The organism is Pseudoalteromonas luteoviolacea H33-S (genome assembly GCF_001625695.1).
Taxonomy (GTDB): Bacteria; Pseudomonadota; Gammaproteobacteria; order Enterobacterales; family Alteromonadaceae; genus Pseudoalteromonas; species Pseudoalteromonas luteoviolacea_B.
In genome coordinates, this window is the sequence record NZ_AUXY01000080.1 from 66493 (window position 1) to 90726 (window position 24234).

The following is a 24234-nucleotide window of genomic DNA, read 5'->3' on the forward strand; positions in this document are numbered from 1 at the left end:
TTTATGCCGATATATATTTTAAATAAACAGTACTTAATGGTGGTATCGTAATTTCAATACTGTTATCTAATCCGTGACATGCCACAGCTTTACTCTGAACAAGTTGCTGCTTGTGTGCGACAACTTGAACGCCACTGCCGTAAAATTGCTTGTCATCAGAATTGAAAACGACTTGATACGCGCCTTCTTTGGGTACTCCTAACCTGAAATGATGAAATACTTGTGGTGTAAAATGGCTGACAACAATCAAAAGCTCAGATTGCTTTTTACCAAATCGAACAAAGCTCAGAATTGATTGCTCAGCGTTATCACAATCAATCCACCTAAAGCCAGCAGGTGAACCATCGACTTCATATAAAGAGGGAGTTGAATGGTAGACTGAATTCAGCGCTTTAACGGACTCATAAACACCTGTGTGGGCTTCACTTTCTAATAATGACCAGTCTAATTGCTTGTTATGATCCCACTCATCTCGAGGTGCTAACTCACTGCCCATAAACAGTAGTTTTTTACCTGGGTGAGCAAACATAAACCCATAATAAGCGCGCAAATTAGCAAATTGCTGCCAGTCATCCCCAGGCATTTTACTTAAAAGAGACCCTTTTCCATGCACAACCTCATCATGGCTTAAAGGTAAAATATAATTTTCTGAAAAGGCGTAAGCCATGGAAAACGTCATTTCATGATGATGAAACTTTCTATGAATTGGATCTCGTTGCATAAAGCCCAAGCTGTCATTCATCCAGCCCATGTTCCATTTATAGCCAAACCCTAATCCACCATGGTCTACACTTTGTGTCACCCCAGGCCAAGCTGTAGATTCTTCTGCAACCATCATGGCATGCGGTGCATTTTTGTAGCAAACAGCATTACTTCTCTGTAAGCAATCTATGGCGCCAATATTTTCTCTACCACCGTACTTATTAGCTATCCATTCCCCGTCTTTTCTCGAGTAATCGAGATAAAGCATAGAAGCGACAGCATCCACTCTTAGGCCATCTAATTGGAACTCTGACACCCAGTAATTCGCATTAGAAAGTAAATAACTCTTCACCTCTGGCCTATCATAGTTAAAAACGCAAGTGTTCCAGTCTGGATGAAATCCTTGGCGCTTGTCTGCATGTTCATATAAATGTGTACCATCAAACCGATTTAAACCGTGAGGGTCCGTCGGGAAATGACCTGGCACCCAATCTAGCAACAAACCAATCTCGTATTTATGACACACTTCACTGAAATATAAAAAATCGTCTACAGAACCAAAGCGACTGGATGGGGCAAAAAGGCCTACGGGTTGATACCCCCAAGAACCATCAAAGGGGAATTCGCTAATTGGCATTAATTGAATATGCGAAAAGCCTAAATCTTTTACGTAAGGTACAAGATCATCTGCTAACTCTCGATAAGTTAAATATCGATTTTGCTCACCGACTCTTCGTTTCCAAGAGCCCAAATGCACTTCGTATATAGAAATAGGTGACTCTACATGATTTCGCTTCATCCGCCTTTCATACATTTCCTCATCATAAATTGGCGCTTGAAATGTCTGCTGCAAAACACTTGCAGTGCCGGGCGCTTGTTGCATTTTTTTCGCATAAGGGTCTGCTTTTTCAAGCCTTTCGCCACTCACTGTCGTGATCGCAAACTTATAACTTGTATCTGCTGACAATCCGGGAATAAATAAATCCCAAACACCACTTGCGGGGTGAAAACGCATATAATGTTGATTAGCTTGCCAAAAGTTAAACTCTCCAATAACAGAGACGCTTTTTGCGTTTGGTGCCCAAACACTAAATTGTACACCTTGAACACCTCCGTGCTTTATAAAGCGAGCGCCAAAGTGATCATAGCCATGCTCGAGTGTGCCCTCATTAAACAGGTACATAGCCTGTTCATCCAACGCGCTAGCAAAACTATACACATCACGAAAGTACAAAGTGCTATCTTCAAATTGTACTTGGAGACGATAATTTTCAGCGCTCAATTCTGCATCAAGTACCACAGTGAACAACTGACTGTCATCAAATCGAGTCATATTCGTTAGCGTTTTACCCAAAACAACTGCTACAGATAATGCGCTTGGAATAAAGACCCGTAAAACTGTATATGTTTTTGGCCCAACCTTAACTACATGCGGTCCTAAAAAGCTAAACGGATCTGAAAATGAGCCAGCTTGTAACGCAGCCACTTGGTCCGTGTAATCTTCTGTCATTTCAACATTTTTATTTACGGTATTCATTGTTGCTTCCTGATTGCATTGAGTTGTTGAATAAAGTCTTTATGAAGTTCAAATAGCTCAACAAGCTCATGATTTAATTTGCGGCGCCAATTTGGGTACTCTGTATTTGTACCAGGTATATTTACAGGGAATTCTTGAAGGTCTAGGTCATCCAATTGAATGGCAAGCAATTGACTTGGACTGCTTGCTAATATATGCATGACGGCCTGATATACCTCCTGACTCGAAGCGGTAATTTCTAAATCAGGGAACTCATGCTGATTAATCCAGCTAATTAACCGCGCTTTTTCAACACCTCTAGCATGTTTTTGATGATGGCGCTGATGCTCATCAATCAATTGATAATCAAATTTAATGTCAATGTCCGCGGCATTCCACCAGCCGTGAAATGGAGGAACATCATGATTAGCGACCATAATCAGCGCATTTTTCCTCAGTTGTTCACTCGCTTTAAACTCACCATTTTGATTTTTCTCAAAATAAAACAGTGTGTTGCCAAAAATTGCTGATTCTTCTAACGCCTGAGTTACCTCTGGCGGTACAACCCCAAGATCTTCACCTATTACAATTGAACTATGTAAGTGTGACTCTATCTTTAAAATGGCCAACAAATATTCAAATGGATAATAAACATAACACCCAAGTTCTTGGCCTTCCTTTGCAAAGCACCACCACAAACGCCTTAGTGACATTACATGGTCGATACGCAATGCACCAACTTGGTTTAAATTGGACCGAACCAGAGATTTAAAATATGCAAAGTTGTTATGCTTTACTTTTATCGGGTTCAGCGCTGGCATTCCCCAATTTTGGCCCTGTTCAGCCCAAGGGTCGGGTGGCGCGCCAATGTTTGCCTGCTCACTAAAGCAAGCGCGATAACTTTCAAATTCAAGACCACTGCCTGTGCATCCAACAGCCAAATCATTCACTAATCCTATTTCCATTCCTTTAGCAATACATAGTGACTGACAACGCTGCAGTTGCTCAGATGCCAACCACTGTAAAAACCACTCAAATTGACTTAGATCCACATCCCCAAGTATTGATCTTTTTTCTTCTATAAAAGCGTTTAAGGTCGCTTCTTGGCGCGCATCCTGTTGCCAACAGTTATACAGTATTTGAAATAGGGCGTACTTCACATTGGATGTTTGAGTGTAATCAATAAATTTACTTGTCACTGAACGTCTATGCCCTAAATCTGCAACAGACGAGAACAGCTCAGCACATGCTTGGCCAACTATTTCTTGGATATCATCTAACGCTATGTATAGGGGATTAATTAAGCAGCGATGAGAAGGGCTATAAGGGCTGGCTTCTTCAGGTTTTGCACTGAATAGCAAATGCAATGGATTTAAGAGGACAAAATCCCCTCCATGTTGGGAAAACAACGCTATTAACTGCTTTAGATCAGCGAAATCACCAATACCATAATTCCTATCGCTTTTCAGAGTATAAAGCTGTAACGACACACCAAGCGGCTTTTTACTGCTGTGGGATACATAGGGGTTATAGCATTGCTTTGGCACTGACCAGAGCTCTGCTACTACTTGACCAAATGCACCCTCTATCAATAATTCAAGATAGCCAATTGGTAATTTACCCAAATTGACTTCTAACGCAACATATCGATTGCCAGCATGTATATAGTCTCCTACTTCCTCACACTCAGAAAGCTTAACCGATATATCTATATTTGCCGAAGGTACCTTTATGCTTGCTATTGAGTGCTTTAAAGACTCTGAGACTTTAATTACAAAGCTGCCAGAATCACTATCGCTCAACGTCACAGGTTCGACGACTCGTGTCCATGGTGCAATGTCTAATTCAAAATTGAGACGATCAACGGCATGTTGGTCATTAGGCTCAATACCACAGCATTCAATGGCAGTTTGCCTCGTTAACGCATCAAAAACGACATGTTCGCCATCATATTTAACGAAGTCATAGCCGATACCATGGAGGTAATATAGCTGTTGTAGCCCTTCCATTGGCAACTAAGCCAATCTTTGCGTATCAACAATACTATTTTCGCTACCAAAACCATTGGCAGCGTATCCATCAGCACTGTTGTCATTGTCCCATTGGTTACCATTTATCAAGTATCGAAAATGGAATTGCTTATCAGTAGGTAGCCTGTGCTTGAGCTTAAAACGCTGCTCTTTTTTATTAAACCTCATACTAATGGGTTGCCAATCGTTAAATTCTGCAACGAGTTCAACTTTTTTGGCTTCGGGGTGAGAAAATTCAAATGTGATTTCGGCTTCGTTTTTCGTTTTAAAAAAACGTTTTGTTAACATTTTTGGCTCCAAAAACCTAACTTGGTTGGTGTTCCTTGCCACAAAACTATGTCGTATAATGTATGATTACGCGAACATATTTTGTGAGAATAGTTTAGTACATAAATATAAACTTGTACGCCTCACAACGGTGCAATACAGCATACCTTTGCACCAGAAAAGTACATTTTTGGACAGAAAGCCCTTTGGTAATTAATGCCCAACACTGGTGAGCAATTATTAGGCCAATGACATAAAAAAGTAGATAAGAATCATTATCGTGTAAAGTGAATTATATTGATAATTGATCTTGCTCAGAGAAGTGTAAATGATTGTCCCTAAATTGAATTGAAATAATTTTGATAATTGCACTTGTGAATAAAAGCGTGTAAAAGGTTGTCATCCCTGAAGTCAAATTGATGTATACTACAGGAACATGAAGGATCCGGTTTTCGGTTAATTTTGGATTGTCTCAATCATGCAGAATGTTTTTAAAAATTTAGCTTATGCTGTTGTTAGCCTTGTAGTAATCGGTATTGCTGCAAATCTAACTTTTGCTAAACATGTCCTGAATGCGCAATCCGGGTTACTTTCTTTGCAAACTCAGATCAGTGATGTTGAGCAAGTTGAAAGATCGGCTCCTTGGTATCAGTTTGTCTACTACGACCAGCAATTCGTTAGTAAGGACAATCAAACGTTCGTCATCATCGTAAATCAGCAGTCTCAATATGCCATCGCGCCGACCTCAAGAGTGTTTAAGCTCGTCTGGTCATCCCCTACTTTATTAATGCTTTGCTTAATTGCCGTGCTGTTTTTTATTTCTCAATTCAAAGGTAATAAAAGAGACAAAGCACAGTTAGAAGCACTCAATGCCATAAATAAAGACCTAAACGCCCTGCTTGATGGACTTGAAATTAAACATAAAGAGCTTCACTCTGGCGGTCCTGTCGCACAAATTTGTTATGCAGTTCAATCATTAAGCGATAATCTTCAACGTATAAAAATACAGTCAGATAGTCACGTTTACCAAGATAAATTGACCAAACTTATAGATCGCCATGCATATATAGAACATATTAGCGAGCAGCTGACCATTGCGGATAAAAGCAAATCAAAATGCGGATTGTTATTCATTGATTTAGATGGCTTTAAACAGGTTAATGATTCTTTTGGACACAGTTTCGGTGATGAAATACTTATTCAGGTTTCAGGGCGATTGGAGCAAGTTGTCAGGCAGTTTAAGCTCAATGATGCGCATCCCGTCCATGGTCTAGACCAAAACCTTTCTCGGCTAGGTGGAGACGAGTTCTCGATTTTTGTGCCCAATCTTAACGACACCAGTTTCTGTACTGAGATAGCACAAACTATTCTTAGCGAAATTGAACGAGACTTTGTGCTCGGTAATAAGCTAGTGAAAATAAGCGCCAGTATCGGGATAGCTGTATTCCCTGATAGTGCCTCTACCCCTAATGCGCTGTTACAAATGTCAGATGTTGCCATGTATCGAGCTAAAACGGATGGACGCGGTATTTTCAGAGTCTATTCACCAGAGATGGGGAATAAAATCAGGCGCTACCACTACTTATTAGAAGAATTGAGACTTGCAATTGCCTCTCAAAATTTTCAACTCTCTTTTCAGCCAATTGTGCATGTTGAAGATTGCTCAATAGACTATTTTGAAGCCCTCACCCGTTGGCATCATCCCATCGAGGGGTTGATCCCACCGTCTGAGTTTATTCCAATTGCCGAAGAGTCAAATTTAATTTTAGAGCTTGGCGACTGGATATTGCTAGAGTCATGCCGACAAATGTCTGCTTGGCACAATGCTGGGATGAAAAAAGTTAAAATCTCGGTGAATGTATCCGGCATTCAGCTCAAACATAGACCTATTTACGACTGGGTTTTAGATGCACTTAATAAATCGGGACTGCCTGCTGCCTCCCTAATGATAGAAATCACCGAGTCAACACTCATAACAGCAAGTGATGAAATCATTGCTCAGCTTGAGCGTTGCCGCAGTGCCGGTGTGACTATTGCAATTGATGATTTTGGCACGGGTTTTAGCTCGTTGAGCACACTAGCTGATCTGCCAATCGATGTGATTAAAATAGATAAACTGTTTATTTCACAAGCAAAAGACAACCCTAAATACTTTAAGATTTTAAACTCTATCAGCGAGCTTGGTGCGCAGCTAGGCCTTAAAATCGTTGCAGAAGGTGTAGAGCAGCTTGATCAGTTTGAACTGGTCAAAGATATGGGCATTTGCTGTGTCCAAGGTTACCTAGTGAGTCGCCCTGAGACCTCTCGTAATGTGGGCGACAAGGTGCTCAAAGGCAATGTTAACCACATCGCTACTACTGGAACGAGTGTGTGGTTACCCAAAGCAAATTAACGTTGAAATTTAGTTTCCAGTATAACAGCTGAATTGGTTCTTTCGACGCCGTCTAAATTACCTATTTCATCCAGCAACTGGCTTAATTGCTCTAGGCTTTGCGCTTCTACAATAGCTATCATGTCGTATTCGCCGCTAATCGCATATAAAGCAGAAATATGTGAGAGCTGCTTCAGGGCAATATTAGTTTTTGCCGTGAGCTTTTGCTTGACCTTAATTGAAACATGAGCAGAAACTAGGCTACCTAAATAATCTTGACCAAAATCAATCTTATAACCCTGAATAACACCGCTTTGCTCTAACTTTTGCAATCGTGATTGCACCGTTGTTCGAGACATATCCAATAGTCTTGCTAGCTCAGAAATACTCGCCCTCGCGTTACTTCGTAGTACAGAAATCAATCTCTCATCTTGTTTGCTAATCATTTTGCACAATACCAATGTCATTTTGACGAACATTCTACTCATTTTATATAAAATTACACTGCAAATTTTCATCACATCACGCAATAATGTCGGAATAAGAATAGGCACATATATTCGTGCCCAGAAGTTGAAGTTATATGAGGACGACGTCATGCAAGTGAATCGCGAATTATTCGATGAAGTAATGGTACCTAACTACAATCCATCTGCTGTTATACCAGTAAAAGGTAAAGGTGCACGAGTTTGGGATCAAAACGGTGATGAGTACATCGACTTTGCTGGCGGTATCGCAGTAAACTGTCTAGGTCATAGCCACCCAGCATTGGTAAATGCACTGAAAGAGCAAGGTGAAAAGATTTGGCATTTATCAAATGTAATGACCAATGAACCTGCACTTCGTCTAGCTAAAAAGCTGACTGATGCGACATTTGCAGACAAAGTTTATTTTGCAAACTCAGGCGCTGAAGCAAATGAAGCAGCTTTAAAACTGGCGCGTAGATTTGCTTTAGATAAATATAATGAAGAAAAAACGCAGATCATTGCATTCAATAAAGGTTTCCACGGCCGTACGTTCTTCACCGTAACCGTCGGTGGCCAAGCAGCCTACTCTGATGGCTTTGGTCCTAAACCACAAGATATCACTCACATTGACTACAATGACTTAGAAACATTTGCAAAAGTAATTTCTGACAAAACGTGTGCAGTTATGATGGAGCCTCTACAAGGTGAAGGCGGTATCATCTCCCCGGATATCGAGTTTGTGCAAGGTGTACGAGAGTTATGTGACAAGCACAATGCCCTGCTTATTTTTGATGAAGTACAAACAGGTGTTGGCCGTACAGGTGATTTGTACGCATACCAAGGCTTGAATGTTACGCCTGATATTTTAACAACAGCTAAAGCATTAGGTGGCGGCTTCCCAATTGGTGCGATGATCACCACAACTGATATTGCGAAGCATTTAAAAATTGGTACTCACGGTTCTACTTACGGTGGTAACCCACTTGCTTGTGCCGTTGCTGAGGCTGCTTTTGACACAGTTAATACGCCTGAAGTATTAAATGGTGTCAAAGAGCGTGAACAAATGTTCCGTGATGGCCTAAATGCAATTAACGAAAAGTACAATGTATTTAGCGAAGTGCGTGGTAAAGGCCTATTGTTAGGTTGCGTACTTAAAGGCGATTACGAAGGTAAGGCGAGAGATTTCCTAGTCGCAAGTGCAAAGCATGGCTTAATGACTTTGGTCGCTGGCACTAATGTAGTTCGTTTCACACCGTCTTTAGTGATTACTGAAGAAGAAATTAAAGCAGGTCTAGCACGCTTCGAGCTGGCTGTCGCGGATGTAGTAAACGCTTAACCTTTATGGGCGATTCGTCGCCCTAAATGATATTTTTATGCAAGTACTTAGACCTATTAGCAGCAAAGATTTTGCGGCTTTAAAAAACATCGCGGTAGAGTCAGGCCATGGTTTCACATCTTTGCCTGTCGACGACGAACTATTAGCGAGTAAGATACAACGCTCTCAAGAAAGCTTCAGTAAATCATTAAATGCGCCAATCGATGAGGGGTATTTATTTGTCCTCGAAGATTTAGAAACAGGTGAAATTAGTGGTACTACAGCCATTGAGGCAGCTGTTGGGATGCAGGTCCCTCTGTATCATTACCATCAAGGCAAAACCGTTCACCACTCTAGCACCTTAAATGTGTATAACACCGTTGATATTCTATCAATATGTAATGACTACACAGGTAGTTCGGAAATCTGCACACTGTTCTTACGAGAGCAATTTAGACGCGGGTTGGCAGGTCGATTCTTGTCGCGTATTCGCTTTTTATTTATGGCTGAACATGCCGAGCGCTTTAGCGATAGAGTGATTGCTGAAATGCGTGGCGTCAGTGATGAAAACGGCCACAGCCCTTTTTGGCAATGGTTACAGGAACACTTTTTCAGTATTGAGTTTCCAAAGGCCGACCACCTAGTGGGCTTGGGCGATAAAGTGTTTATCTCTGAGTTAATGCCAAAATATCCGATTTACGCCAATTTGCTCAGCCCAGAGGCCCAATCAGTTATCGGCCATGTGCATGAAAAAACAAAACCTGCACTGCGACTGCTGCAAAAAGAAGGCTTTGAACACAGAGGGTATGTCGACTTATTTGATGCTGGCCCCACTGTCGAAGCTAGGTTAGAAAATATTCGAACCGTGCGTGAAACTCAAAACGGTACATTAGATATCGTCGAAGAGCTGCCACACAGTGAAACAACTTGGGCCCTATCCAATGGCCAACTAGCGCACTTTAGAGCCACATTTACTACTGCGGTAGTATGGAATGAACATACACAAATATTCACAATCACCTCAAAAACGGCAGAGGCATTGCAGTTAAAGCAAGGTGATAAGATCAGTGGATTTGTTTTATAAATACTAAATACGTCGTGCTTTGTCGTAACATTTACAACGCGGCCAAGCCGTTATATTAAGGAATTGTCATTATGCACAACAATGTAGATAGCTTATTTGAGAACCTTTGGAGCAACTATTTAGAAGTGACTCCATCTGCTGTAAAAGTACACGAGCTGTTAGGTTCTACTCAAAAAGATGATGTCATCAACGACCATATCGCACTACGTACTTTCAACCATGAAAAAATTGGTCTAGAAAAACTGGCTGCGCATTTTAAAGCTGTTGGTTACAAAGAGTGTGGTGAGTATCATTTTGAAGCTAAGAAATTGTATGCTAAACACTATGAGCATAGCGATCCAAGCAAGCCAAAAGTATTCATCTCAGAACTACTTTTAGAAAAGTGCTCAGAAGATCTTCAAGCAATTGTTGGCCAAATGATTGATAGCATCGATGAGAGTGCCGTCACTGCAGAAAACTTCTTGTACTCTGGTACACATTGGCAAGTGAGCCATGAAACTTATAAAAAGCTACTTGCAGAAAGCGAATATGCAGCTTGGATGTCAGCTTGGGGTTACCGTGCAAATCACTTCACAGTAAACATTAATTACCTAGCTAATTTTGAGACCATAGAAGCTGTAAACCAAGCACTTAAAGATGCTGGTTTCGCTCTAAATACATCAGGTGGTGAAATCAAAGGTTCACCTGAAGTACTACTTGAGCAATCTTCTACACTTGCTGATCACCACCCTATTGAGTTCTCTGACGGCAAGTTCGAAATCCCAAGTTGCTTCTACGAGTTCGCCCTGCGTTACAACAAACCTGATGGTGAATTGTACACGGGTTTCGTAGCAGCTTCTGCAGATAAAATCTTCGAAAGTACCAACGCAAGATAAACACCTTGTGTTGATATGAATTGAAGTAAACTAACTTAAACACCCAAAGCAGCCAATGGCTGCTTTTTTATTGCGCTTAAATGAGTTAAGCGGTAGATTAAATGAGGCAATTTAAAGTCGCTCAAGCATATTTTTGAGTACCCACAAGGAGTGAGGTCGCCATGTATACTATTTTGTCCCCACCACCAACGCTTGCCCCCTATGTTATCAATTATTGGTATGCAAGTTCTCAAAGCCTATTGCCTCAAGCATTACACAGTGACGGCTGTATTTCGATTTTATTTGTTATATCAGGTAAATCAAAAATGGGCACTACAAGCCTGAATCAAAATGCTTACTTCATCGGCCCACAGACTAAAACAACCATATGGCACTTTGAAAGCGACGTGCAAAATCTCATCGGTGTTAGGCTCACACCCTTGGGCGCCAAAAACTTCACCGCTATGCCGCTAAAAGAATCGAAAAATTTGTGTATCGAGTTATTAGACGCAATCCCAATTGATCAGGCCTTACTTAATAAAATTCGCCAAGAAGGTGCCTCTATTTCAGATAAAATTGAATATATTTCTCAGTGGCTTGAACAGCAATTCAAAAAGTTAAATCAACCACTTCCTAACATTTTAGAAACCATTACCAAAGAGATCCAACTATCACCGAGATCAATAAAGCTGGCTGATATTTATGACACCCTACATATTAATAGCCGACGAGCAGAAAGAGCCTTTGATCAAGCGCTAGGCATGACGGCTAAAGAGTATGCAACCCTTGTGGAAGTATCGAAAGCGAGAAACTTGCTCAAGCAAAAACCGACATGCTCTTTGACTGATATAGCCTATGAACTTGAATATACTGATCAATCTCACTTCACGCGGCAATTTAAAAAAGTGATGAGCATAACGCCAAAGCAATATAAACAGAGGATATCAATGTGAGCCAAATTGATATAGATAATCAACAAACAACACAGTCCCCCTCTTTAAAACACATCAATGAATATCCAGCTATTGATAATAAAAAAGCGTATAAACAGGCGCTTAAATATTGGCAAAATGAGTTACTTCATGTTCAGCAAGCCTATTACCATCAAGGGCAAAGAGCTGTTATCGTTTTTGAAGGCTGGGATGCAGCAGGAAAAGGCGGCGCAATCCGCCGCGTTACTGAAAAACTCGATCCCCGTGGCTACCAAGTTTACCCGATTGCCGCGCCCAGAGACGATGAGCAAGGCAGGCATTATTTATATCGATTCTTCAATAAACTTCCTAAGCAAGGCACTCTGACTATATTTGACCGCTCCTATTACGGCAGAGTGTTAGTAGAACGAATTGAAGGTTATGCGTCAGATGCACAATGGCAACGCGCTTATCGTGAAATCAATGAATTTGAGCAGCTTTTGCTCGACGATAATATTAAAGTCATAAAACTGTTTTTACATATAAGTAGTGACGAGCAACTAAAACGATTCTCTGAACGGTTAAATAACCCTTACAAACGTTGGAAATTAACCGAAGAAGATATCAGAAATAGAAACAAACGCACTGAGTATGAAGCCGCCATCGATGACATGTTTGTAAAAACACATACCTCTGGCGCGCCATGGTCAGTCATTGTTGGCGATCATAAATGGTTTGCTCGCGTGGAAGTACTTAAAGCGCTTACTAAAGCATTGAGCAAAGGTATGCAGATTGAACCACCTCCGATAAACGCAAATATTGTAGCGCTTGCAGAGCAACAACTCGGAATAAAGCACAAGAGGACGTAAAATGAATCGTGAAAACCTACTTACATCTTACTTCGAACGCCATGACGGTATGGTGCCATCTTTAGAGTTAAACAAACATGAAAAAATGGCAGGTAGCGCGTTTCATTTTTTCCGTGGTACCGCATCACTGATGTACAGTGATATATTTGATGGCATTATTGATTTGCCTACGTCAGTGTATGAGATCCCCGTTACCACGATTATGGGAGATTGCCATACCAGTAACTTCGGTTTTTTGAGTGAAGAAGGCTCGCACGGTGAAACCTTAGTTTTTACACCTAATGACTTTGATGATGCTTGCATAGGCCATGCAATTTGGGACATATTCCGGTTTCTAGTAAGTCTCAATTTAGCACAGCAAAGTGGCGCTGCTTTTAGAGAATCAAGCGACTCTATGAACATAAAGCAAAAACCAGTTGTGCTTACTGAGCAAATACCTCAAGCGCAAATGACTTTCTTACAGCACTATGTTGAAACCTGCCAAGCTTCCATCCGCGGAGAAAATAACAGCCAAAGTGCGCTAACGCATTTTGATAAAGACCACATACTTCACAAACGGTGGCAAAAAGGCTTGCAAAGACTCGTAGGAGGATCTGCATTCACTGTAAAAAGTACTTTAGCAAAAGATGTAGAACTGACCGCGTACCCCCTGAAGTTTAAACCAGACCCACTAAAGTTCGAAGCCATTCATAGCGACATTAAAACCAACCTTATTGAGCAGTTCAGACCTTATGTCGATGACGACATCATAGACTGTGTAGAACGATTGGATGCAGGCACTGGCAGCAACCACTTGAAGCGTTACTATTTACTAGTCGGGCCCAAAGAGCAAAAGGAACCTGAGCTATATCACATCGTAGAAATTAAACAGCAAGCTTTAGCGGCACCGTTGCACTACTTTAAAGAGTTAAGTCCAGTAAACCGCCTCAATCACGCCCACTTAACGGTCAACTGCCAACGACAAATGCAGCGAAGACCAGACCTAATAATTGATGATGCACTGTGGCAAGGATTACATTGGTTAGTTCGCTCCCGCCATCACGCACGAGTCGGTATTGATCCCGAGCATATTACCCTTGGCAAGCGTGCGGCACAAAGGAATGGTTTCGAGCAATATGCGCAAAGCTGCGCACAAGTACTCGCTTATGCGCATATGAGAGGCGACCGGCGTTCAATGAACTATCAAGAGCATTGCATAACCGCCCTGCCACCACTGTTTACAAAACTTGTCGAAAAAGCAAATCAATATGCACAGCAAGTAAATGAAGACTGGGAATTATTCAAGGCACTCAGAAAGTAGCTTTTTTGGAATATCGACAACAAGCCCATCATTGGCCAGAATAAGCTCTCCACAAAAATGTGTGTGAGCTTCCTCTTGTAAATTATCCAACAACCCGGGGCCATGATAGCGGACACTAAAGTGCGTTAAGATTAATAGAGGTAGATTAGATTTGTTAGCAAACTCCGCAATGCGTTTAGCATCACTGTGTCCAGTGTGATGGCCAACTTTTTTTAAATCTTTATGAGTAAATGTTGCCTCATGCACCAATGCGTCGACATCATCTATAAATTCTTTTAACAGACCCGGTCTTTCGTTATCACCGCAAACAATCACTTTGCGAGGCAGCCAGCTATCAAAAGTATATTTTTTGGACTCCAGTTTTTGCCCCTGATAATCAGCATCTACGCCTTTTTGCAACTGATTGTAGTGAGGTCCTGTCGCAACTCCTTCTTTTTTTAATAAATTAATCTTAAGCTTTTTAGGAACTTGCGTCTCAGTGACTTTAAAACCAAAACTAGGTACTCGGTGTTTTAATGTAATAACCTCTAGGTGACAAAACCCAATATTCAGAGGTGTGCTTTTAAGGCCTTCAATAGCACAGGTTTTAAGATCAAAAGGCAACGTTAAGTCAGTCAATGAAAAAGTGGCATGCAAAAACTCAATCACTTTTTTGGGGGCGACTAAATAGACAGGCTGCTTTCTACCAGACATCGCCATGGAAGCCAATAAGCCAGGTAACCCATAACAATGATCGCCATGAACATGGCTAATGCAAATTAAACTCAGTTGATACAAGGTTAATTTCGATTTTAGTATTTGATGCTGAGTGCCCTCACCACAATCAACCAACACCCACTCTTTTGACTTTTCAAACTTCACGGCCGTTGCTGATACATTGCGAAAAGTTGACGGGCTTCCAGACGAAGTCCCCAAAAACTCCAATTGCATAACTGACTAAAATCCATAATTATAATACTACAACATCCAGTTTAAGTGATATCGCTCGGTAGCTAAAGGATTAATCTATGCATCACACTTCAGAGTATCAAATTCTTGTCATCGACATACAAACACGTTTTCAGCCACATATTCAAATATATCCTGAACTTGTGAATACAACGGGAAAGCTTTTAACAGCGGCAGAGCTATTATCAATACCGGCGTTGATATTTGAACAATATCCAAAAGGACTTGGGCATACAGATCCTGCGCTGACACAATTCCAAATCGAGTGTCATGAAAAGACCACCTTTAGCGCTCTAAATGACGCGTCAGCAAAAGAAGCAATCAGTCTAGACCCTGCTGTCACTAAAATTGTCGTTGGCATTGAAGCCCATGTTTGTGTTTATCAAACGGTAAGGGATTTATTAACATTGCAGCAGCCAGTCGTCGTCGTGGCTGATGCAATAGGTTCAAGGGACACTCAGAACAAAACATGGTCGATTGAACAACTAAGACATGATGGCGCCGTGATCATGAGCTTAGAAAGCTTGCTCTTTGACATCCTAAAGGATGCAAAACATCCGCAGTTTAAGTCCGTATCAAAACTGATCCGTTAGTTAGTACAGCCAGTAAAAATAAACATAATTAAACAACTTGTATTGAGATATGAAAAACGAGCTCAACAGTAACCTCATTTTGAAGGTATATGAACACATAAGGCAGCAAGGTCAAGAGTATGAAGAGGGAAAGCAATTCGAGGGGATAACAGCGTTCTCAGATCCTGATGGTTATACGATTTATTTGAAAGGCAGCGGTGTTTTTTTACGCTTCGGTTTTCACAATACATATCAATTTAATTACGACAAAGAATCGCAAAAAGCTGACTTCATGAAAAAAGTTCATTACATAGCGAGTATGCTGGATGACTAGAAATAGGACCAGAAGTAGAAGCAGATCAAGCTCGAGATCATCACACACCTACATGGAACAAATCGTCTCAGCGCTAAGACAAAACCCAGAAGCAGTTGAGATTATAAAAGCGAATTGCCAACACTATCAGTCACAGGCATATCTAAAAAAAGGACTCAAACGCACCATCGAACACCTAGAGTGGGTGCTTGCGGCGGATAACGATATTGAGCGCATTTGTACTCAAATTATGGCTGATGATCATATCGGTGGAAAATTCAGACAATACCCTTTGTTATTCAAGGGAGTAAATTCAGCACATAAAGAATAAAAAATTAACAATCAAAACCAGCCAATTGAATAGGTTAATAATCACCCACCTAAAACCAAGTACTTACTTACATCAAAAGCATAAGCTGCTCTTTATCACTGATACTTGTAATTTTATCTCATTTTCACCTCTAGTTAACTTTTATAAATGACCGCTGAATGAAAAAGTGATATGGTATGCCGCATTTTTTGGAACCGAGAAAACTTGCTATGTCGAATGCAGTAGAGACGAAAGCGAATAAAAACTCTCAATCGCCAGAACAACAAAGCGGCCTATTCAATCGCTTTTTGGCAACCGTTGAGTTTTTAGGGAATATGCTCCCACACCCAATCACCCTTTTTGCAATGTTGTGTGTTGCAATTGTGGTCTTCAGTGGCATTGCCGACTGGATGGGCTTGAGTGCAATTGACCCTCGCCCAGAGGGAGCTAAAGGACGTGATGCTGACGGTGTCATTGAAGTTGTAAGCTTAATGAGCGCAGAAGGCTTACAAAAAATTATGACTGGTCTTGTCACTAATTTCACTGGATTCGCACCACTTGGTACTGTATTAGTTGCATTACTTGGCGTGAGTGTTGCTGAACACTCTGGCATGCTATCAGCTGCCATGCGCGGCATGGTTATGGGCGCTTCTAAACGCCTAGTGACCTTCATGGTGGTATTTGCGGCAATTTTATCAAACACAGCATCAGAGCTCGGTTATGTCGTACTTATCCCACTCGCTGCGATGATATTCCATAGCTTAGGTAGACACCCACTGGCAGGTCTTGCAGCAGCTTTTGCAGGTGTATCTGGTGGTTATAGTGCAAACCTATTACTAGGTACAATCGACCCTTTATTGGCAGGTATCACAACCCCTGCAGCTCAAATGATAGATCCGACTTACCATGTAGGACCTGAAGCAAACTGGTACTTCATGATGATTTCTGTATTCTTAATCGCCATTGTCGGTACTTTGGTGACAGAAAAAATCGTCGAGCCACGCCTTGGCAAATACAACCCAGATGATGCAAGCGTTGACCTATCAGAAAACAACATTGAGCATTTAACAGATAAAGAAAAAAGTGGTTTAAAGTGGGCAGGTGTTTCTCTACTAATCGTATGTAGCATTTTAGCACTCACCATCGTACCTGAAGACGGCATTTTGCGTCACCCTGAGACTGGCGCTGTAGCTGGCTCTCCATTCTTGAAAGGGATTGTTGTTCTTATCTTTGTTACTTTTGCTATCCCGGGTTTCGTATATGGCCGTGTTGTAGGCACGATGAAAACAGACCGAGATGTGATTGATGCCATGAGTAAGAGCATGAGCTCTATGGGCATGTATATCGTTCTTGTCTTCTTCGCTGCACAATTTGTTGCATTCTTTAAATGGACAAACCTTGGTACTATCCTAGCGATCAACGGTGCAGCATTACTTCAAGCTCTAAACCTAACAGGCCCAGAAGTATTCATCTTATTCATCATGATGTGTGCAATGGTTAACTTATGTTTAGGTTCATCTTCAGCGCAGTGGGCTGTTACAGCACCTATCTTTGTACCAATGTTGATGCTTGTTGGTTACGCGCCAGAAACTATTCAAGCTGCATACCGTATCGGTGACTCAGTTACTAACCTGATCACGCCAATGATGAGTTATTTCGGTCTGATCTTAGCCGTTGCAACAAAATACAAAAAAGACATGGGTATTGGTACATTAGTCGCTACTATGTTGCCTTACAGTATGTTCTTCTTCGTTGGCTGGGTTGCACTATTTTATATTTGGGTATTCGGTTTTGGTCTGCCAGTAGGACCAAACTCACCGATATATTACACCCCTTAATTAATAAAAAGAGCATTTTTGCAGCTGCAAAAATGCTCTTTTTATCTTCAAAACTTCTTCCTAAATCTACTAAATTATATTTTTCATTATTTTTATCCCCTACCACTAAATTTATACACAACATTCCTATTTAAGGTAAAATCATTAACGGCAGAGAAACTCAAGGTTAATCTTGTTAACTCACTTTGGGCAATTTAAATTTTTGAATAAAAATACGTCATTGTATTTGTTATTATTCCAATGCTGTCCTAAAGTCCTAAAGGAATAATCTTAAAAGGAGCTTTCTCACCAATAAAAACTTGATGATAAGGCCAGTTATGTACACTTTGTTTTATTACCCTCGTAATGCCAGTCTCGCACCACACTTTGTATTAGAAGCCCTAAAAGTACCATATCAACTAGAACTCGTTGATCGTAAAAAGCATGCACAAAAATCAGCACAATATCTAAGACTCAACCCCACAGGTAGGATCCCAACACTGGTTGATGATGAGTTTGTGCTATTTGAAAGCGGAGCAATTTGTTTATACCTTGCAGAAAAGCACCCAGAAAGTCAGCTAATACCCGCGGATCCAGTACAAAAAGGTGTTTTTTATCAATGGCTAATGTATTTTACAACCACAATCCAAGCTGAGTTGATGATTTACTTTTACCCTGAGCGACACACGCAAAGCGCTTTGATGTATGACGACATCATTAAAACCCAGCAAACTCGCCTAACCGAAATGTTTACTATCGTAAATAGGCATTTAGCGGGTAAAAGCTATGTGGTTAATGAACAGTTCACGATATGCGACTGCTATTTGTTTATGTTGTGTATATGGGCAGATGAGCTAAATACCCCTCCTCTACAGTTTGAACATTTAGCAAAATACTTACGTGGGATGGCTAAGCACCCTGTCATTAAAAAAGTATGCGAAACAGAGCAGACAGATTTAAGCCCATATAAATAGGACTACGATTCTCACTCTCAGCTCATATCTTTAAAATTGAATTAAAAGCCAATTTTACATAATATGTTTATTATGGAAATAGGCTTTTTTGCATTTTAATAAAGTAATATCGGACTTTACTGTTTTTAATCAACTTACTTCTATTCTAGCTAAGTTAACCGTATCATTATTAAAAATCCCAACTACTACTTTTTATGCACCGCCTTTTAAATAAATATGAACAATTAATAGCAACCAATCATTTATCACTCGATCCGGCTCAATTAGGTGCCATTAATATATTAGACAAACTGTGTCTTGACGTTGAAGCTGGAAAGCCATCGATGGGGGTGTATTTATATGGGCCTGTCGGGCGTGGCAAATCCATGCTGATGGACATGTTTTTCGATACTATTTTGGTAGAGAAAAAGCAACGGCTGCACTTTCACCACTTTATGCAAACAATCCACCAGCAATTAAGGCAAGTCCAAGGAAAAAAAGATCCCTTAAAGGCGATTGCTAAACAGTGGGCAAAACATACCAAAGTACTTTGCTTTGACGAATTTTTTGTCAAAGATATTGGCGATGCCATGATACTCGCAGGATTACTAGATGCCTTTTTTAAAGCAGGTATAGTTTTTATAACAACCTCCAACAGCCATCCAACAGATCTATATAAAAATGGATTACAAAGAACGCGATTTGAGCCAACCATCGACTTAATCATGGCGCATTGTAGCCTTGTTAATGTCAGCGGAGAACTTGATCATCGATTCAGCAACGGCACCCCCAGCAACTTTTACTTCGAAAATAATCGCAGTGCGTTTTCTTCTTTGTTTGAGACTCTTGAAGGTTCATACCAAGGTTTAAATATACAGATCCACAGCCGCCCTATCGCTATTTTAGGAAAATGTAGGAACGGCTTATTAATTGAGTTTATGTCTCTATGCTCTTCCCCAAGGGCGACACTAGACTACATTAAATTAGCATTAGACTATGATGTTATTTTCATAAGGAACGTACCTTCTATGGGCGCTTCTCCAAACCGCCACTGCGTGACTCAAGGTATCGAAGATAATTATATGCGAGAAAAATCTACACTATCAGCACGCACTTTAGACGACGAAGCAAGACGCTTTATCGCACTTGTAGATGAATTTTATGACCGAAAAAAATTGATTGTGATTGAATCAGATTTTTCGTTGCAAACACTTTATGCTGGAGAGTTATTAGCTTTTGAATTTGAACGGACAAAAAGCCGCTTGGTTGAGATGCAATCTTGGCACATGCCCGTATAAATTTATTTCTTTGCTCTGAATTCTAAATTACACATTAAAAAACGGGCTAATTAGCCCGCTTTCACATGTGAGAAATTGTGTCTATTTATCTAGCTTTAATTGCACACCTTTTAAGCGACTTCTTACTGAGCTAATTTTATTTCGATTTTTAACACGTGCTTCACCACTTGCTTGATTGCTTGGCCTGTTAGTGCGTACCTTACGTCTTTGATGACTTGGCTTTTTACTCAAGTTATCAATCAAGTTTTCGCGGCTTGCAACTTCATAGCCTGGTAAATAATAGCGCTTGATTTTTTGACCGATCAAAGCTTCAATGTGAAGTAAGAATTGTTCCTCTTCTCTGCTTACAAAGGAAATTGCTTGACCGCTGTTACCAGCTCTACCCGTACGACCAATACGGTGCACATAGTCTTCAGGGAGATATGGCAGATCGTAGTTAACAACGCGTGGTAGCCCCTCAATATCAATCCCTCTTGCAGCTACTTCAGTTGCTACTAGTACGCGAACTTTGCCCTCTTTAAAATCTCTTAAAGCACGACGCCTTGCACCTTGCTTTTTATCACCATGACAAACCGTTGCTGCAATCCCATCCAGCTCCAGCTCTTTTACAATAGTATCAGCATCGTCTTTCATGTTGACAAAGACAAGCACTTGTTGCCAGTTTTTCTTGCCAATCAGCTCGGATAACAGCTCTTTTTTACGCTGCTGTTCAACTGGGTATACAACATGACGTACGGTTTCAGCAGTCGTATTCTCCGGTGCTGTTTGCACAAGTTTTGGCTCTTTTAATACCTGTTTAGCAAACTGCTTTACTGCTGAAGGAAAAGTCGCTGAGAATAATAGCAATTGCTTTTCTTCTTTCGCCAGTGAAATGACACGCTGCATTTCATCGATAAAGCCCATGTCTAACATACGGTCAGCTTCATCAAGCACTAAATGCTCGATGTTCGCTAGATCGACACTACCTAAGCGTACCAAATCAAGTAACCTGCCTGGTGTGGCAGCGACGATATCCGCACCCTGTGCTAAGCGTTGCGTTTGGCCGTCGACATTTACACCGCCGAATACTGCAACAGTGCGCAGTGAAGTATGCTTTGTAAACGCCTCACAGTTATTTGCGATTTGCTCCGCAAGCTCTCTGGTAGGTGCGAGAAATAAAGCGCGAGGAGACTTTGTTGAAGTACCCTTTAATAGGTTATGGATAACTGGCAATGCAAAGGCTGCGGTTTTACCCGTGCCCGTTTGTGCAGTTGCAAGCACATCATGACCCTTTCTGATCACAGGGATGGCCGCCTGTTGGATCGGAGTGAGCTCTGTAAAGCCAATTTCATCTAAGGCTTTTAATAACGGCTCTGGAAAACTAAACGATTTAAAATTCATAACGGCAAACCTGCGACCAATACTGAAGGGTCGCAGATTATACGTCAATTCTTTGCATTAACAAAGCTTAAGAAGCGTTTCATCCACTAAATTAGCTTTTCCACCAACAATATACTGCTCTTCTAGCGCATTGATGAGCGTCTGCCCTTCAATTTGCTGCTCACGCGTAAGCGGTACATAGGGTAATCTAAATACTGGGTTAACAGCGCCAGTCATGATTAACGCTGTGTTTATCGCAATTGGATTGGGTTCACAGAATAGCCAGCTCATCAAAGGCTGTAAGTCTCTATTTAGCGCCTCATCAGGCTTGTCCATCAGCTGTCTAAATAATTTTGGTACCAAGTTTGAGGTAACCGAAATAACGCCGTGAGATTGATATTTATGACGACCATCATGTGCTTCATCATCGTTGCCTGACCAACAAGCAATACCCTGTGACTCATAATGTGCAATGCGCTCATTACCCGCACACTCTTTCACGCCAATGAAATTCTTATGCTTGGCAAGTGGCTCGATAATATCAGGCGTTAAATCTTGTCCAGTTCTGCCTGGCACGTTATATACAAAAGCGGGGCCAATTTCTAAAACACGTTCGAAGTGTTCAACTACACCAGCAGTTGATGTACGGCCATAGTATGGATTAATTTGCAGTGCTGCATCCATACCAGATGCAAAACCATACTCAGTGGCTTTAATTGCTTCTCGGGTATTGTTACTACCAGTATTACCAACTATTACCAGTTTATCTGCGAACTTATTGACACTATGGGCTATTAACATCAGATGCTCTTCCCAGTTCATCAACTGACCTTCACCTGTTGTGCCACCAACAATGATACCGTCTACTCCGGCTGCAATTTGCGCTTCGACAAGTGCGTCATACGCCTGCAAGTCGATTTCGCCTGACATAAGATAAGGGGTTTTAATTGCCGTGATTAAGCTGGCTTTTTTTATCGATTGTATACTTCGCATGCAATTTCTAGCTAGTTGTTTATATACGATATGTTTTATCACAATTGCTCCTGTATGCCGAGGCCAAATATACAGAATTATAAAATTTCTTGCTTATGTGCTAAAAATCATACAAACTAAAAACAACTGTATAAAAAACCAGTATCACTATGCGATTATCTGACTACTTAAAATCTAATTTCTATGATGCCAATGAACTGTGTAGTTTAATTAAAATAAAGCCAGAACAATTACAGCAATGGCAAGAGAACAGTATTTTTCCGAACGCCAGCTACAGTATTGATAATCTTATTAAATGTAGCTCATATCTTGGTTTGTATGAATGTATTGAGGTGACTGACTACTATCCCAGAGGAGCCCTAGATTGGGGTCATATGCTACTTAGACATGAAGTCGAGCACTCAAGTCATGCTTATGAGTTATTTCAGAATAAATATATCACAACGCTAAAAGCCTGTGCTGATAAGGGCATAGTAAGTGAAGATGATAAGTTTGGTGATGACTTAATTGAGCATATACAGCAAGTTTGGCAGCAATTTTTGTGTAGTAAATACGGTGTAATCAGTCAGGACGGTACCGTAGAGGAAGTTGTATTTATCGACCTTGGCCGTGCTTTAGTTGATAAAATAACTGAAGATAGAACCTGTATAACTGTACCAACGGAGCAACGTGCTTTGTTACATGAAGCACTTAAGCTGCTAAATAGATCTTTAAGCCATAACGCCGCGCACGAGCGCCAAGATTCCCTCAGGTATAAGTATATAGACAGTGTCATGCAAAAATATGATTTATCAACTTGTTAGTAGACAGAACATACTCTCAGCACTTCAGATTACTGATTAGAAGCCAAAAAACTAAAAGCCACTTAGATTACTCTAAATGGCTTTTACTATTTGGGTAAACGAGGTTTAGTTAAGGCTTATTCACAGTCTCTAATTGTTCATAATGCGCTCTATAAATCTCAAACCCTTTTAAGACTTTCATTTTGTCTTCGCACAAGTTGTCGTACCATGTATCAAATTTTTCGTCATCATCTTGTTCGCTCAAAACCTGATATTGTGCCAGTAGCTCTATAATGTCACTGTGTTCGCAAGTTAACTCATCCATTTGCTGAGCTAGCGACGAATGATCCCTATTTTGCAGTTCCGCAATGACACTGTTGTCTAATTGTTGTGATTCTTCGCTCACAGTGTAGTCCTCTTTCTCAATCTCGGTTCTAGTTATAACAGTCTGATATTGAAGATCCAGTAACAATTGCGTTATTCGTATAATCAATAGACAAAAAGTGTAAAAAAAATTTCAGATAAGCAATTGAAAACTATTCTCAAATAGAATACCATTTGTGACGTTATCACATTTCGTAAGGTTAAAATTTATTATGAAAGCAAATATCCACCCGGATTATCAAGCTGTTGCATTTCATGACACGGCAGTAGACAAGTACTTCATCGTTGGTTCAACACTTAAATCTGATAGAACTGTTGAAATCGATGGTGTTGAGTACCCATACGTACCAATTGATGTTTCAAGCGCATCTCACCCGTTCTATACAGGTAAGCAGAAAATCGTTGCAAGCGATGGCCGTGTTGCTAAGTTCAACCGCCGTTTCAAAAACCTTTCTGCTACAACTAAGTAAGCAATGGTTTTTAATTTACATCGCTGCTCTACGTAGCGATGTAAACTTCAACAAGCGCGTTGAAGCGTAAAGTTGTAAAACATATTAAGGAGCATAAGTTGAAAGTTTTAAGTTCATTAAAGAGCGCAAAAAATAGACCTGGTTGTCAGGTAGTTAAGCGCCGCGGACGTGTTTACGTGATTTGTAAAACAAATCCAAGATTTAAAGCAGTTCAGGGTAAAAAGAAGAAACGCTAATTACCTTATAGCTGTATGAGCGCTTTACTGCAGAAAGTGCTCAAAATTAAACTTTTAAAAGCCCCCTCCTCTTATCAACACCTAGATATAAAATAAAAAAAGCGACTTTCGCC

24 protein-coding genes are annotated in these 24234 nt (G+C 40.7%); 16 read left to right on the forward strand and 8 right to left on the reverse strand.

The window, feature by feature from the left end:
• Nucleotide 1: 1 nt before the first annotated feature.
• From glgB to N477_RS15180, 3 genes are read right to left on the reverse strand one after another with little or no spacing between them, the layout of a single operon-like run.
• Complete coding sequence (gene glgB, locus N477_RS15170) at nt 2-2239, reverse strand: 1,4-alpha-glucan branching protein GlgB (protein ID WP_063363694.1); 2238 nt, start codon at nt 2237-2239, stop codon at nt 2-4.
• Nucleotides 2236-4227, reverse strand: coding sequence for a 4-alpha-glucanotransferase (gene malQ, locus N477_RS15175; protein ID WP_063363693.1), 1992 nt, complete (start codon nt 4225-4227; stop codon nt 2236-2238). The genes glgB and malQ overlap by 4 nt, the downstream gene beginning before the upstream one ends.
• A gap of 6 nt (nt 4228-4233) precedes the next feature.
• Nucleotides 4234-4536: an isoamylase early set domain-containing protein gene (locus N477_RS15180; protein ID WP_063363692.1), complete on the reverse strand. Its 303-nt coding sequence runs from the start codon at nt 4534-4536 to the stop codon at nt 4234-4236.
• A gap of 457 nt (nt 4537-4993) precedes the next feature.
• On the opposite strand from N477_RS15180, the gene N477_RS15185 reads away from it, so the two are divergent.
• Nucleotides 4994-6907 (forward strand): putative bifunctional diguanylate cyclase/phosphodiesterase, encoded by a 1914-nt coding sequence (locus N477_RS15185; RefSeq protein ID WP_063363691.1) that lies wholly within the window; start codon nt 4994-4996, stop codon nt 6905-6907.
• Here the strand turns inward: N477_RS15185 and N477_RS15190 are convergent.
• The gene (locus tag N477_RS15190; protein WP_063363762.1) at nt 6904-7332 is read right to left on the reverse strand and encodes an Lrp/AsnC family transcriptional regulator; all 429 of its coding nucleotides are present in this window, start codon (nt 7330-7332) and stop codon (nt 6904-6906) included. The genes N477_RS15185 and N477_RS15190 overlap by 4 nt on opposite strands.
• Before the next feature lie 151 nt (nt 7333-7483).
• Here N477_RS15190 and N477_RS15195 point away from each other — a divergent pair, with 151 nt between their 5' ends.
• From N477_RS15195 to N477_RS15220, 6 genes are all read left to right on the forward strand, one after another.
• Nucleotides 7484-8689, forward strand: a complete 1206-nt coding sequence (locus N477_RS15195; protein ID WP_063363690.1) for an aspartate aminotransferase family protein — start codon at nt 7484-7486, stop codon at nt 8687-8689.
• 37 nt (nt 8690-8726) lie between these two features.
• On the forward strand, nt 8727-9752 hold the full coding sequence (gene astA / locus N477_RS15200) for an arginine N-succinyltransferase (RefSeq protein WP_063363689.1): 1026 nt from the start codon (nt 8727-8729) through the stop codon (nt 9750-9752).
• A 71-nt stretch (nt 9753-9823) separates the two neighbouring features.
• Nucleotides 9824-10627 (forward strand): DUF1338 domain-containing protein, encoded by an 804-nt coding sequence (locus N477_RS15205; protein ID WP_063363688.1) that lies wholly within the window; start codon nt 9824-9826, stop codon nt 10625-10627.
• Between the two features lie 161 nt (nt 10628-10788).
• Nucleotides 10789-11559, forward strand: a complete 771-nt coding sequence (locus N477_RS15210; protein WP_063363687.1) for a helix-turn-helix domain-containing protein — start codon at nt 10789-10791, stop codon at nt 11557-11559.
• Nucleotides 11556-12386 (forward strand): polyphosphate kinase 2 family protein, encoded by an 831-nt coding sequence (locus tag N477_RS15215; RefSeq protein WP_155731914.1) that lies wholly within the window; start codon nt 11556-11558, stop codon nt 12384-12386. The genes N477_RS15210 and N477_RS15215 overlap by 4 nt, the downstream gene beginning before the upstream one ends.
• A 1-nt stretch (nt 12387) precedes the next feature.
• Nucleotides 12388-13686, forward strand: a complete 1299-nt coding sequence (locus N477_RS15220; RefSeq protein WP_063363685.1) for a DUF2252 family protein — start codon at nt 12388-12390, stop codon at nt 13684-13686.
• Here the strand turns inward: N477_RS15220 and N477_RS15225 are convergent.
• Entirely contained in the window at nt 13663-14616 is a 954-nt protein-coding gene (locus N477_RS15225) for a ribonuclease Z (protein WP_063363684.1), read from the reverse strand. The two genes, N477_RS15220 and N477_RS15225, sit on opposite strands and share 24 nt — an antisense overlap.
• A gap of 77 nt (nt 14617-14693) precedes the next feature.
• Between N477_RS15225 and N477_RS15230 the strand changes: the two genes are divergently transcribed.
• From N477_RS15230 to zapE, 6 genes are all read left to right on the forward strand, one after another.
• Entirely contained in the window at nt 14694-15227 is a 534-nt protein-coding gene (locus tag N477_RS15230) for an isochorismatase family protein (protein WP_063363683.1), read from the forward strand.
• A gap of 49 nt (nt 15228-15276) precedes the next feature.
• A complete protein-coding gene (locus N477_RS15235; protein ID WP_063363682.1) occupies nt 15277-15540 on the forward strand; it encodes a DUF3081 domain-containing protein in 264 nt (87 codons plus the stop codon).
• 52 nt (nt 15541-15592) lie between these two features.
• Nucleotides 15593-15850, forward strand: coding sequence for a hypothetical protein (locus N477_RS15240; RefSeq protein ID WP_231098156.1), 258 nt, complete (start codon nt 15593-15595; stop codon nt 15848-15850).
• A 209-nt stretch (nt 15851-16059) separates the two neighbouring features.
• Nucleotides 16060-17667: an AbgT family transporter gene (locus N477_RS15245; RefSeq protein WP_063363761.1), complete on the forward strand. Its 1608-nt coding sequence runs from the start codon at nt 16060-16062 to the stop codon at nt 17665-17667.
• A gap of 317 nt (nt 17668-17984) precedes the next feature.
• Nucleotides 17985-18620: a glutathione S-transferase family protein gene (locus tag N477_RS15250; protein ID WP_063363760.1), complete on the forward strand. Its 636-nt coding sequence runs from the start codon at nt 17985-17987 to the stop codon at nt 18618-18620.
• Between the two features lie 194 nt (nt 18621-18814).
• A complete protein-coding gene (gene zapE / locus N477_RS15255; RefSeq protein WP_063363680.1) occupies nt 18815-19897 on the forward strand; it encodes a cell division protein ZapE in 1083 nt (360 codons plus the stop codon).
• An 81-nt stretch (nt 19898-19978) separates the two neighbouring features.
• Here zapE and N477_RS15260 read toward each other — a convergent pair whose 3' ends face one another.
• Nucleotides 19979-21277 carry a DEAD/DEAH box helicase gene (locus N477_RS15260; protein ID WP_063363679.1) on the reverse strand — a complete coding sequence of 433 codons (1299 nt, stop codon included), beginning with the start codon at nt 21275-21277 and terminating at the stop codon, nt 19979-19981.
• A gap of 57 nt (nt 21278-21334) precedes the next feature.
• Nucleotides 21335-22249 (reverse strand): 4-hydroxy-tetrahydrodipicolinate synthase, encoded by a 915-nt coding sequence (gene dapA / locus N477_RS15265; RefSeq protein WP_063363678.1) that lies wholly within the window; start codon nt 22247-22249, stop codon nt 21335-21337.
• 149 nt (nt 22250-22398) lie between these two features.
• Between dapA and N477_RS15270 the strand changes: the two genes are divergently transcribed.
• Nucleotides 22399-23052 carry a DUF6058 family natural product biosynthesis protein gene (locus N477_RS15270; RefSeq protein WP_063363677.1) on the forward strand — a complete coding sequence of 218 codons (654 nt, stop codon included), beginning with the start codon at nt 22399-22401 and terminating at the stop codon, nt 23050-23052.
• A 109-nt stretch (nt 23053-23161) separates the two neighbouring features.
• Here N477_RS15270 and N477_RS15275 read toward each other — a convergent pair whose 3' ends face one another.
• Nucleotides 23162-23437 carry a hypothetical protein gene (locus N477_RS15275; RefSeq protein ID WP_063363676.1) on the reverse strand — a complete coding sequence of 92 codons (276 nt, stop codon included), beginning with the start codon at nt 23435-23437 and terminating at the stop codon, nt 23162-23164.
• Nucleotides 23438-23627: 190 nt separating this feature from the next.
• Between N477_RS15275 and N477_RS15280 the strand changes: the two genes are divergently transcribed.
• Both N477_RS15280 and ykgO read left to right on the forward strand, forming a co-directional pair.
• Nucleotides 23628-23885, forward strand: a complete 258-nt coding sequence (locus N477_RS15280; RefSeq protein WP_063363675.1) for a type B 50S ribosomal protein L31 — start codon at nt 23628-23630, stop codon at nt 23883-23885.
• A 98-nt stretch (nt 23886-23983) separates the two neighbouring features.
• On the forward strand, nt 23984-24121 hold the full coding sequence (gene ykgO / locus N477_RS25745; protein WP_080672543.1) for a type B 50S ribosomal protein L36: 138 nt from the start codon (nt 23984-23986) through the stop codon (nt 24119-24121).
• Nucleotides 24122-24234: the final 113 nt, after the last annotated feature.

Coding starts and splice junctions, on each gene's coding strand:
- glgB (WP_063363694.1), bottom strand. CDS start 2,239: ATGAATACCGTAAATAAAAATGTTGAAATGACAGAAGATTACACGGAC.
- malQ (WP_063363693.1), bottom strand. CDS start 4,227: ATGGAAGGGCTACAACAGCTATATTACCTCCATGGTATCGGCTATGAC.
- N477_RS15180 (WP_063363692.1), bottom strand. CDS start 4,536: ATGTTAACAAAACGTTTTTTTAAAACGAAAAACGAAGCCGAAATCACA.
- N477_RS15185 (WP_063363691.1), top strand. CDS start 4,994: ATGCAGAATGTTTTTAAAAATTTAGCTTATGCTGTTGTTAGCCTTGTA.
- N477_RS15190 (WP_063363762.1), bottom strand. CDS start 7,332: ATGATTAGCAAACAAGATGAGAGATTGATTTCTGTACTACGAAGTAAC.
- N477_RS15195 (WP_063363690.1), top strand. CDS start 7,484: ATGCAAGTGAATCGCGAATTATTCGATGAAGTAATGGTACCTAACTAC.
- astA (WP_063363689.1), top strand. CDS start 8,727: ATGCAAGTACTTAGACCTATTAGCAGCAAAGATTTTGCGGCTTTAAAA.
- N477_RS15205 (WP_063363688.1), top strand. CDS start 9,824: ATGCACAACAATGTAGATAGCTTATTTGAGAACCTTTGGAGCAACTAT.
- N477_RS15210 (WP_063363687.1), top strand. CDS start 10,789: ATGTATACTATTTTGTCCCCACCACCAACGCTTGCCCCCTATGTTATC.
- N477_RS15220 (WP_063363685.1), top strand. CDS start 12,388: ATGAATCGTGAAAACCTACTTACATCTTACTTCGAACGCCATGACGGT.
- N477_RS15225 (WP_063363684.1), bottom strand. CDS start 14,616: ATGCAATTGGAGTTTTTGGGGACTTCGTCTGGAAGCCCGTCAACTTTT.
- N477_RS15230 (WP_063363683.1), top strand. CDS start 14,694: ATGCATCACACTTCAGAGTATCAAATTCTTGTCATCGACATACAAACA.
- N477_RS15235 (WP_063363682.1), top strand. CDS start 15,277: ATGAAAAACGAGCTCAACAGTAACCTCATTTTGAAGGTATATGAACAC.
- N477_RS15240 (WP_231098156.1), top strand. CDS start 15,593: ATGGAACAAATCGTCTCAGCGCTAAGACAAAACCCAGAAGCAGTTGAG.
- N477_RS15245 (WP_063363761.1), top strand. CDS start 16,060: ATGTCGAATGCAGTAGAGACGAAAGCGAATAAAAACTCTCAATCGCCA.
- N477_RS15250 (WP_063363760.1), top strand. CDS start 17,985: ATGTACACTTTGTTTTATTACCCTCGTAATGCCAGTCTCGCACCACAC.
- zapE (WP_063363680.1), top strand. CDS start 18,815: ATGCACCGCCTTTTAAATAAATATGAACAATTAATAGCAACCAATCAT.
- N477_RS15260 (WP_063363679.1), bottom strand. CDS start 21,277: ATGAATTTTAAATCGTTTAGTTTTCCAGAGCCGTTATTAAAAGCCTTA.
- dapA (WP_063363678.1), bottom strand. CDS start 22,249: ATGCGAAGTATACAATCGATAAAAAAAGCCAGCTTAATCACGGCAATT.
- N477_RS15270 (WP_063363677.1), top strand. CDS start 22,399: ATGCGATTATCTGACTACTTAAAATCTAATTTCTATGATGCCAATGAA.
- N477_RS15280 (WP_063363675.1), top strand. CDS start 23,628: ATGAAAGCAAATATCCACCCGGATTATCAAGCTGTTGCATTTCATGAC.